The sequence below is a fragment of the uncultured Fretibacterium sp. genome (assembly GCF_938030725.1).
Lineage (GTDB): Bacteria > Synergistota > Synergistia > Synergistales > Aminobacteriaceae > Fretibacterium.
Genome location: NZ_CALHIQ010000088.1, coordinates 1 through 8,847, shown reverse-complemented (window position 1 = coordinate 8,847; position 8,847 = coordinate 1). Strand labels below are relative to the sequence as shown.

Sequence of the window (8,847 nt, the reverse complement as noted above, 5' to 3'; positions counted from 1 at the left end):
TTTCAGGGGTATTTCGGAACTGTGTTTGTTTGCGCCAACTCACAAGATACTCATCGCTCCGGATCATCATTTCGGGTTTACGTTTTTTACTCGACAAAAAGCACTGGAAGTGGAAGTTGTCACTAAATTGTTGGGTGGCTATTTGAATTTGAAATTCCTTGATGGATAGGGAATCGAATGAGCTTGATAAGCATAAAATTGGGGTCTTCGTACCCCTTATGAGCACTTTTAATTTACCCGTTGCCTTTGGTTTGAGAAGCCCGACATTTTTTAAAAAACAGGCGGCGCAGCGACCGGCGGCACGGCCTATTCGTGCAGCCTGGCTCCTGGACAGCGGGAGAGTATGTATTGCCGGACAAAGGCGAAGTCCTCATCCCTGGCGTAGACCTGGTTTTTATTTAGCGGCGCGTTGAGCTTGATGAGGTTCCTTCGTGGATCAACGGCAACACTTTTTATTGATGACCATCGAGAATACATGGATTGCCTGCTGCCTGAAAGCAACCCCGCTCCCATTGCGCCGATGTTCCCGCTCCTCGCGCCCAAAAGCACAGCCACCGCCGATAGCACTCTGGCCCTTTTGAATTGCTTCGTTATCTGCGTGTGACGGATGCCGTGCTCATCCATCTCAAACTGCACGCAGTATTTTCCGCCCATGAGGGCGGCGTAAAACAAATAGCCGATAAGGCACAGTGCAAGCATACCCAGCGTCAGCAGGGCAAAGACCTTAGCCAAGCTCAAAAAGCCATACCACCAGAAGTTCGAATCCCCCATGGACAGGAGCATAACAAACAGCCATATGCCTACGAAGACGCCGCCGAGAATTTTCCACACAACGAACAGGATGCTGGGATTCTTCAGTAGCTTTAGCTCATGCACCCACCGATATACGCCGTCGCTGCCGCGCAAGATGCCATCTTGAGATGCCTTCTGTTCCTTCCCGTCCATAAGCTGCCCCTCCTACTGTACACAGTCTGCCGCACTGAGGAGCTCCATCATAACATAAGGTCATCGACCGCTGAACTTACGCGCGCCGATCTTTTATGAGGCGAGCGGCGTTCAGCGGGTCGGCTGAGGGCGCGGGAAGCGCGGGGCGCTTCCCGAAGCGTCGGCGAGGTTCAGGTGAGGTCGAGCCTCTGTGTATCGGAGCGGTCCATCGTGTTCAGGGCATGGAGCATGAGGGGCAGGGCGAGGGCGAAGGTGAGGGCGTCCGCGACGGCCTGAGCGGCCATGAGGCCCTTGAGGCCGAAAAAGTGGTGTCCGATGAGGATGGCGGGCAGGAAGAGGATGCCCTGCCTCGACGCCGCGACGACGCTGGCGCTGGCTGTCCTGCGGATGTTCTGAAGGTACATGTTGGCGGTGACGATGCAGCCCACCAGCGGATAGGCCAGGCACTGAAAGCGAAGGGCCCCCGCGCCGATGCGGACCAGCTCCGCCTCCGGGCGGAACAGCGCGACGATGGCCGGCGCGAAAGCCAGGCCCAGGGCGGCGACCAGGACGCAGTAGCCCGTCGTGGCCAGGGCGCAGAAGCGGACGGCGTGCCGCACGCGGTCGAACTTCCCTGCGCCGAAGTTGAAGCCGCAGACCGGCTGAAAGCCGTGTCCGAACCCAATGACGATGGACGTGGAGAGCATGGTGAGGCGGTTGACCACGGAGAAGGCGGCGATGGCCGCGTCCCCGTAGGGGCCGGCCGCATGGTTCAGACAGGTGATGCTGACGCTGGCCAGCCCCTGACGCCCCAGGGAGGGCAGGCCGCTTGCGATGATCTCCCGGTACTGGCTCCACGTTGGTCGGAAGTTCGAGAGCCGCGGGGGGATGCCGTCGCGGCGGGCCGTCATGCGAAGCAGGAGCGTGAAGCCCACGCACTGCGAGAGCATCGTGGCCAGTGACGCCCCCTCCGTGCCCATTCCCAGGGTGAAGATCAGGAGCGGGTCCAGCGCGATGTTCAGCACCGCCCCGGAGATGATGCCGACCATGGCCGTGGCCGCGTTGCCCTGTAGGCGCATCTGGTTGTTCATCACGAGTGACGCCATGATGAAGGGGGTGCCCACCAGAATCCATCGGAGGTAGGCGCGGGCCTGGGGCAGGATCGTGTCCGTGGAGCCCAGAAGGCGCAGCAGGGGGTCCATGAAGAGGAGCCCGGCGGCCAGGATGGCCGCCCCCAGGATCAGTGCGGAGAAGAACCCGGCGGCCCCTACGACGGCGGCGCTCCGGACGTCCTTCTGGCCCAGCGCACGGGCCATGTACATGGCGCTTCCCTGCCCAAAGAAGAAGGCCAGGGACTGAATCAGTGCCATGTAGGGAAAGACGATCCCCACCGCGGCCGTCGCCTGGGTGTCGATGCGCGAGACGAAGAAGGTGTCCGCCGTGTTGTAGAGCGCGGTGGTGAGGATGCTCAGGACGCTGGGCAGGGCCATGCCCGCGATGAGCCGCTCCACGGAGCCCGTCGTCATGAGCAGATACTTCTTGTTCTGAGATTCTCTGTCGATCACCAAAAACACCAGCTGTCCCTCGGAATGTCCCTTGCATCATACCCGTGCGCGTCCGCCCCTGTCAAGGTGTGGGGCCTTGACAGGGGGCAATTCCGTAGATTAAATCGACGTTTCCCTATATAATTGCGGAAGAAACCGCACGTTTGGAGGGATGAGCCATGGAGGAGCGGTCGCTCTTTGAGGATGAGGCCAGCCAGCCGCTGGCGTCCCGGATGCGCCCCAGGACGCTTGACGAGTTCGTGGGGCAGACGCACCTCTTGGGGCCGGGGTGCGTGCTGCGGCGCCTGATCGAGGAGGACCACGTGTCCTCCATGATCTTCTGGGGACCGCCCGGCGTGGGCAAGACGACGCTTGCCGGCGTCATCGCGCAGCGGACGCGCGCGGCCTTCATCAACTTCTCCGCCGTGACCAGCGGCATCAAGGAGATCCGCGCCGTGATGCAGAGGGCGGAGGAGGGCCGCCGCCTGGGAGGGCGGACCATCGTCTTCGTGGACGAGATCCACCGCTTCAACAAGGCTCAGCAGGACGCCTTCCTGCCCTTCGTGGAGAGGGGCAGCATCGTCCTGATCGGCGCGACGACGGAGAACCCGTCCTTCGAGGTGAACGGCGCGCTCCTGTCGCGTTGCCGGGTCTTCGTGCTGAAGGCCCTGACCGCGGAGGAGCTGGCGGGCCTCCTGTCCCGTGCCCTGTCCGACCCGCGAGGTCTTGGACGGTACCGGGCGGAGGTCGCGCCGGACATGCTGAACGCCATCGCCTCCTTCGCCAACGGCGACGCCCGCGCAGCCCTCTCGACGCTGGAGATGGCGGTCCTGAACGGGGAGCCCTGCGAAAACGGGATTCGAGTGACGGAGGAGATGCTCGCCCAGTGCACCTCGCGCCGCTCCCTGCTCTACGACAAGGGGGGCGAGGAACACTACAACCTCATCTCGGCCCTGCACAAGTCCATGCGGAACTCGGACCCGGACGCGGCCGTCTACTGGCTGGCGCGGATGCTGGAGGCCGGGGAGGACCCGCTGTACGTGGCCCGGCGCGTCCTACGCTTCGCGAGCGAGGACGTGGGGCTGGCGGACCCCAAGGCGCTCGAGATCGCCGTGGCCGCCTATCAGGCCTGCCACTTTATCGGGATGCCGGAGTGTAGCGTGCACCTGACGGAGGCCGTGGTGTACCTGTCCCTGGCGCCGCGCTCCAACGCCATGTACACGGCCTACACGGCGGCCCGTTCCGACGCGATGGAGCAGCTGGCGGAGCCCGTGCCCCTCGTCATCCGCAACGCCCCCACGCGCCTGATGAAGGAGCTGGACTACGGCAGGGGATACCAATACGCCCACGACGCCCCGGACAGGCTGACGGACATGCAGTGCCTCCCGGACTCCCTGCGGGGGCGCCAGTACTACCGGCCCACGGAGCAGGGCTATGAGGCGCGGTGCAAGGCGAGGCTTGAACAGATCAGGGCGTGGCGGCGGGCGCACGGGGCCGGATCGAAAGATACGGCCAATGACGGATAATTTGAGGGTGGATTGTGGTATCCTTTGTGCGGTTTTGGGAGGGATCCGCCGCCGCATGGGCGGAGCCGTTGACGGAGAAAGGGGAGGTTTGCTTTGAGAAACGGACGTTGGCGCTTTGTCGTTTTCGCGATCTTTGTGCTCTGCCTGTCGGCGGGCCGGGCCGGTGCAGACCCCGCGACCTCTGAGGACGCCTCCTGGACGGGGTACGTGACCTCCGGAATTCAGGCTGGATGGGAGAAGGTGACGGGGCTCTTTCGGGACGACGAGCCCAGGGGCGTGGACCCCGGATTCGTCCTCGCCTCGCTCGACGCCTCCCTGCCGGATTGCCTGGCCGAGGGGTGGGGCAGCCTGACGAACTCCCTCACGGAGGCGCTGAGGCTGAGGGACGAGCGCGAGAAGCTGCCGGACTCCGCCTGGTTCGGGGAGGACAAGTCCTCCAACGCGAGGAAGATCAATAAGCTCCTGGATGCCGCCCTTGAGGTCCTGACCCAGGGGAGGGCGGGAGATGTTCGCCGCGAGGCCTCGAACCTGCGCGCGTCGATAGCGGACCTTCGCCATGAGGCGGACAGGCTCCGCAACGACCGCATCACGGCTCCCGTGGACTCGAAGGTGCCCTGGCGGACGACGCAGGCGCGGATCGACGAGCGCCTGAAGGAGATCGACGGGGAGATTCGGGCGCGGGAGGCCTCCCTCGCCGGCGTCAACGGACGCCTGGCGGACGCCCTGCGCGAGATGGGCCTCGAACTGGACCAGGGGCAGGTTGACGTCCTGCTGAGCTCCGTGACGGGCGACGACATGCTCCAGAACGCCGTGGTGTTCTCCAACGTGAAGGCCGTGGTGGAGCAGCTGGCCTCCCTGGCGGGGAACGACCAGAACGACCTGGAGATCAACCGCCGCTACACGGGCCTGTACCTGGTGCTGAACGACCTCCTGATCCACACCCAGGAGGAGCTGGTGCGGCGCATCGACGAGGAGTACGGTCCGCGGCTGAAGAGCATCGTCAAGGAGGCCCTGGCCCTGGAGGACGAGGCGCGGAAGAAGGCAGGGCAGGAGGCCTACAACGAGGCCCAGCGGGCGTCGTTCAGGCGCAACGCGGAGGCCAACGCCATGACCGTGCGGGTGGGGAAGCTCTACGCGGACCTCCTGGCCGCCCAGCGCCGAAGCATCCTCGAAAACCTGAAGGACCTCAGGCGCAGTCGCGACGTGGCGGAGAACACCTACCGCACCGTAAGGAGCTCCGGCGACCTGAAGAACCTCATCCACTCCGGGCTCGCGCTCTTCGACTCCATTGACGCACTCTCCATGCCCCAGCTTCAGCCCTTTGAGAGCGAGGCCATGAGGCTTGAGTTCGAGGAGATCAACCGGCGCCTCAAGGAGCGCTGAGAACATCGAGAACAGCCCAATTGCCCTTGCCCTTCGAGTGGGAGTGGAGTAGTATTAAAATCCAAGCGCAACCGTAACCGTTTTACCGAACGTCGCTTTACCGGATGGAACTGGGAGCCGGTGGGGAAGATTCCGCGTGACGGGAGGGAGATGAAGATGAGCGTTGAAGTGCAGGAGCGTGTGGCGCTGTGGCGCGTGCCCGACCCGACGGAGCCGCCCCTGACGCCGGAGGAGATCGCGGCGTGGGAGATTGGGAAGCGGGAAGCGCAAGCTGGTTTGGGGCGTCCGATCGCCGAAGTGATGAAGGACCTGCTGTAGATGCAGTGGCAGGTGACGGTTCAACCCAGCGTGGAAAAGCAGCTGGCCCGAATCCCCAACCCGGACCGGGGGCGTATTCTCCGGGCCATCGAGGCATTGAGCGACGACCTGACGGGAGATGTGCGGCCTCTGGTCGGTCGAGGCGGCTACAGATTGCGGGTGGGCAAGTGGCGGCTGCTGATGTCGATCGACGAAGAACTGCGGCAGGTTTCGGTGGAAGCCTTGGGGCCGCGGGGAGATGTGTACAAGTGACCGTTTCCTCCTCCTGCGTGGGGGGAGCCTGCTGGAGTAGTGAGGATAAATCTTATTTAGAAATGGAGTGTTGAACTGATGCCAAATTTTCCCGATCCCTTTGCCGGAAACGTCGAGCGCAAGATGAGCAGGGAGGAGCTGGTTCAGGCCCTGCGCATCGACATTGCGGGCGAGCTTGAGGCGATCTTCCTCTACGACGCCCACGCCCAGGCCACGGACGAGCCCCTGGCGCGCAAGGTGCTGATGGAGATTCGTGACGAGGAGAAGGCCCACGTCGGCGAGTTGACGACCCTCTTGAGCCGCCTTGACCCCAACTGGTCGGAGTCCCTTGCCGGCGGCGAGGGCGAGGTCCTGGAGACGATGCAGGAGTTGGGCATCGCGCCGGCTGACGGAGCCTCCGACGGGCGGAACACCACCGTCGGCAGCCTGATCTCGAAGTGAGGGAGGCGTCGCTGATGGATGATGTTCTGGGACGCAGCGCGTCCCCCCTTGACGAGGAGTTTTGGAGTGCGCTGGACCAAACGGTGGTGGAAACGGCCAAGGGACTTTTGACGGCCCGTCGTTTTCTGCCGCTGTGCGGCCCGCTGGGCGCGGGGGTTCAGGTGGCGCCCGTGGACCGTCCCGCCCGCACGGAGAGGACGGAGGACGGTTTTACCTTCGCGGAGGGGCGCGCCTACGTGGAGCTTCCCCAGCTGACGGAGGACTTCTGGATACTGTGGCGGGACGTGGAGGCCGCGAAGCGCGAGGGGCTGCCCGTCGATCTTCACGCCGCACACATGGCGGCTCAGGCCCTGTGCCGGCGAGAGGACCAGATGGTCTTCTACGGCGTCAAGCGGTTGGGCATCAAGGGCCTGCTCACGGTCGGCGGGACCAACGTCCTCGACCGAGGGGATTGGAGCGCCGGCGAGTCGTCCTTCACGGACATCGCGGCCGGCATGGCCGTGCTGCAGCAGAAGGGACGGATTGGCCGCATCACCCTGGTCCTCAGCCAGGACCTGTTCGTGCAGCTCCATCGCATCCAGCCGGGAACGGGGCTGACGGAGATCGAAAGGATACGCAGCCTGCTGGAGGGGCGCCTGTTCCAGACCCCGGTGCTCCAGCCGGGCACGGCCCTGTTGCTCTGCCCGCAGCCGCAGTACATGGACCTCGTGGTGGGGCAGGACATCTGCACGGCCTACGCGGAGCAGTTGGACCTCAACCACCGCTTCCGCATCCTGGAAACGGCCTGTCCGCGCATCAAGAGCCCGGACGCGGTGGTCGTCTACCACTCAGCGCAGTAGCTTCCCTTTCAGCCCTTCGGGCTGCCGGGGGCTGTTTGTCGGAAGTGAAGCAGTGAAACAAAGAGGGCGTCCCGGACTTTCGGGTTTCGCCCCCTTTTTAATTTTTTGACTGTTTGACGGGGAAGCCAATCCCGCTCTACTCCCCGGCGTCATCGGGCTTCCCGCCGACGCGGGTACGAGCCTCAAGTTGCCTCATGTTGTCCCGATGGCGCAGGAGCGAGGCGATGAAGCGCCCCAGGATCGTGTACATGGTGGAGATGTTCTCCAGGTTCCTGTAGGGCGGGTTGTCCACGCCGTAGAAACCGATGCGCCGATTGTTGAGGAAGAGAGGGGCCACCGCCAGGGTCTGAATCCCCTGGGGCTGAAGGAGAGCGTACACGGTAGGGCAGGCCCCCCTGTAGTCCTCCATGTCGTAGATCAGGATGTTGTTGTGCCGGTCGAACTCCTCGTACCATGGCTTGAGGACGTCGCTGGAAAGGTCCTGGAGGTGCTGTATCTGAGGGGACACGCGGTCCGCGCACCACTCGTAGGTGTTGCTGGATGCGCCGTCCGGGAGGGTTTCGAAGATGTAGGTACGATCCGCATCGAGGTGTTCACCCAGGTATCGCAGCAGGACGTTGATGGACCGCTCCGGGTTGTCCTCGTTCAACGCCAGCTCAAGGGCCTGGTTGATGATCGTTTCGTTGGACATCATCTTCGAGAGGACCTCGCGCTGCTTCTCCTCGACGTCGATGTTCACGGCCAACTCGGCCCGCAGGAGCCTTCCTCCGTGCTGGATCAGCGTGTCCTTCAGCGAATAGTGCCTGCCCAGGTTGGAGTTGAAGTACGTCCACTCAAAGAACCGCCCCGGCCTGAGGAGAGCGTTGGTGCACATGGAGCAGGGAGATTTCACCTTGTGGAGGACCTCGTAGCACTTCTTTCCCCTGAGGTCGTCCAGCGAGGGCACGCCCAGCGCCTCGCGCCCCGCCCGATTCAGGTAGATGAGGTCGTAGGTGTTGGGATCGGAGATGTACATGATCTCGCCCATGTTCTCAAAAAAGGATTGAATTTCAACGTTGATGCCGTCCATGATCTTCCTCTCGATTCTGTCGCAACTGGTCTCCGGCCCGGAGCTGTCGCGCCCCGCTCAGGTCCCTATTATATATGATTTTCGCGCCCGTTTGTACGTCAGGCGCGACGACCCCAGGATGGGATGCAACGAGGGGCTGGAGGAACGCCCGCGTTGCTGCAAAAGCGACGGCACGGCCCCTGTCGTCGGCGGATGGACGGCGCCCGCCTTTGTGGTACACTGGTCTTGTTCCTGGAGGTGATGAAACGTGATCCTGGCGAATCGTTTTCGCTATTCTGCGGAGTTCTTCAGACGATGCGAGGCGAGGCTCTTTGAGGCCTTCGACCGCGTGCCCCTCTACATGGAGTGGGAGGAGCGTGGCCTGGGGCCTGACGGCAACGCGCCCCTTGACGAACGGTTTGACGCGCTCCCCGCGCTGCAAAGGAAGGACCTTCGTGCTGGGCGCGTCCTTGAGAGGGGGCGGATGCCCCTGATGCCCATGGACCGGCAGGTGAAGGACGGCCTCGAGAGCGACGCCATCGCCCTCAGGGTGGACTGGGGGCCGGAGGGGG

At 63.4% G+C, this 8,847-nt stretch carries 10 protein-coding genes; 7 read left to right on the top strand and 3 right to left on the bottom strand.

Going from position 1 to position 8,847, the window contains the following annotated elements:
- Positions 1 to 306 precede the first annotated feature (306 nt).
- Both Q0629_RS05400 and Q0629_RS05395 read right to left on the bottom strand, forming a co-directional pair.
- Positions 307 to 945 carry a hypothetical protein gene (locus Q0629_RS05400; RefSeq protein ID WP_298779892.1) on the bottom strand — a complete coding sequence of 213 codons (639 nt, stop codon included), beginning with the start codon at positions 943 to 945 and terminating at the stop codon, positions 307 to 309.
- 170 nt (positions 946 to 1,115) lie between these two features.
- Positions 1,116 to 2,489, bottom strand: a complete 1,374-nt coding sequence (locus Q0629_RS05395) for an MATE family efflux transporter (RefSeq protein ID WP_298779890.1) — start codon at positions 2,487 to 2,489, stop codon at positions 1,116 to 1,118.
- A 158-nt stretch (positions 2,490 to 2,647) separates the two neighbouring features.
- Here Q0629_RS05395 and Q0629_RS05390 point away from each other — a divergent pair, with 158 nt between their 5' ends.
- The 6 genes from Q0629_RS05390 (at position 2,648) to Q0629_RS05365 (ending at position 7,227) form a co-directional block, all read left to right on the top strand.
- Positions 2,648 to 3,994 carry a replication-associated recombination protein A gene (locus Q0629_RS05390; protein ID WP_298779888.1) on the top strand — a complete coding sequence of 449 codons (1,347 nt, stop codon included), beginning with the start codon at positions 2,648 to 2,650 and terminating at the stop codon, positions 3,992 to 3,994.
- Between the two features lie 93 nt (positions 3,995 to 4,087).
- Positions 4,088 to 5,377: a hypothetical protein gene (locus tag Q0629_RS05385; protein ID WP_298779887.1), complete on the top strand. Its 1,290-nt coding sequence runs from the start codon at positions 4,088 to 4,090 to the stop codon at positions 5,375 to 5,377.
- A gap of 156 nt (positions 5,378 to 5,533) precedes the next feature.
- A complete protein-coding gene (locus Q0629_RS05380; protein WP_298779885.1) occupies positions 5,534 to 5,695 on the top strand; it encodes a hypothetical protein in 162 nt (53 codons plus the stop codon).
- 12 nt (positions 5,696 to 5,707) lie between these two features.
- Positions 5,708 to 5,947, top strand: a complete 240-nt coding sequence (locus tag Q0629_RS05375; protein ID WP_298779883.1) for a hypothetical protein — start codon at positions 5,708 to 5,710, stop codon at positions 5,945 to 5,947.
- A gap of 78 nt (positions 5,948 to 6,025) precedes the next feature.
- On the top strand, positions 6,026 to 6,388 hold the full coding sequence (locus Q0629_RS05370) for a demethoxyubiquinone hydroxylase family protein (protein WP_298779879.1): 363 nt from the start codon (positions 6,026 to 6,028) through the stop codon (positions 6,386 to 6,388).
- A gap of 14 nt (positions 6,389 to 6,402) precedes the next feature.
- Positions 6,403 to 7,227, top strand: coding sequence for a family 1 encapsulin nanocompartment shell protein (locus tag Q0629_RS05365; protein WP_298779876.1), 825 nt, complete (start codon positions 6,403 to 6,405; stop codon positions 7,225 to 7,227).
- A 136-nt stretch (positions 7,228 to 7,363) separates the two neighbouring features.
- Here the strand turns inward: Q0629_RS05365 and Q0629_RS05360 are convergent, their stop codons facing one another.
- Positions 7,364 to 8,296, bottom strand: a complete 933-nt coding sequence (locus Q0629_RS05360; RefSeq protein ID WP_298779874.1) for a hypothetical protein — start codon at positions 8,294 to 8,296, stop codon at positions 7,364 to 7,366.
- 247 nt (positions 8,297 to 8,543) lie between these two features.
- On the opposite strand from Q0629_RS05360, the gene Q0629_RS05355 reads away from it, so the two are divergent.
- Positions 8,544 to 8,847 (top strand): hypothetical protein (locus Q0629_RS05355; RefSeq protein WP_298779872.1); only part of this gene is annotated, 304 nt, incomplete at its 3' end.

Excerpts from the sequence above, each read along its gene's own strand:
- Q0629_RS05400 (WP_298779892.1), bottom strand. The coding sequence starts at position 945 with ATGGACGGGAAGGAACAGAAGGCATCTCAAGATGGCATCTTGCGCGGC.
- Q0629_RS05390 (WP_298779888.1), top strand. The coding sequence starts at position 2,648 with ATGGAGGAGCGGTCGCTCTTTGAGGATGAGGCCAGCCAGCCGCTGGCG.
- Q0629_RS05380 (WP_298779885.1), top strand. The coding sequence starts at position 5,534 with ATGAGCGTTGAAGTGCAGGAGCGTGTGGCGCTGTGGCGCGTGCCCGAC.
- Q0629_RS05370 (WP_298779879.1), top strand. The coding sequence starts at position 6,026 with ATGCCAAATTTTCCCGATCCCTTTGCCGGAAACGTCGAGCGCAAGATG.
- Q0629_RS05365 (WP_298779876.1), top strand. The coding sequence starts at position 6,403 with ATGGATGATGTTCTGGGACGCAGCGCGTCCCCCCTTGACGAGGAGTTT.
- Q0629_RS05360 (WP_298779874.1), bottom strand. The coding sequence starts at position 8,296 with ATGGACGGCATCAACGTTGAAATTCAATCCTTTTTTGAGAACATGGGC.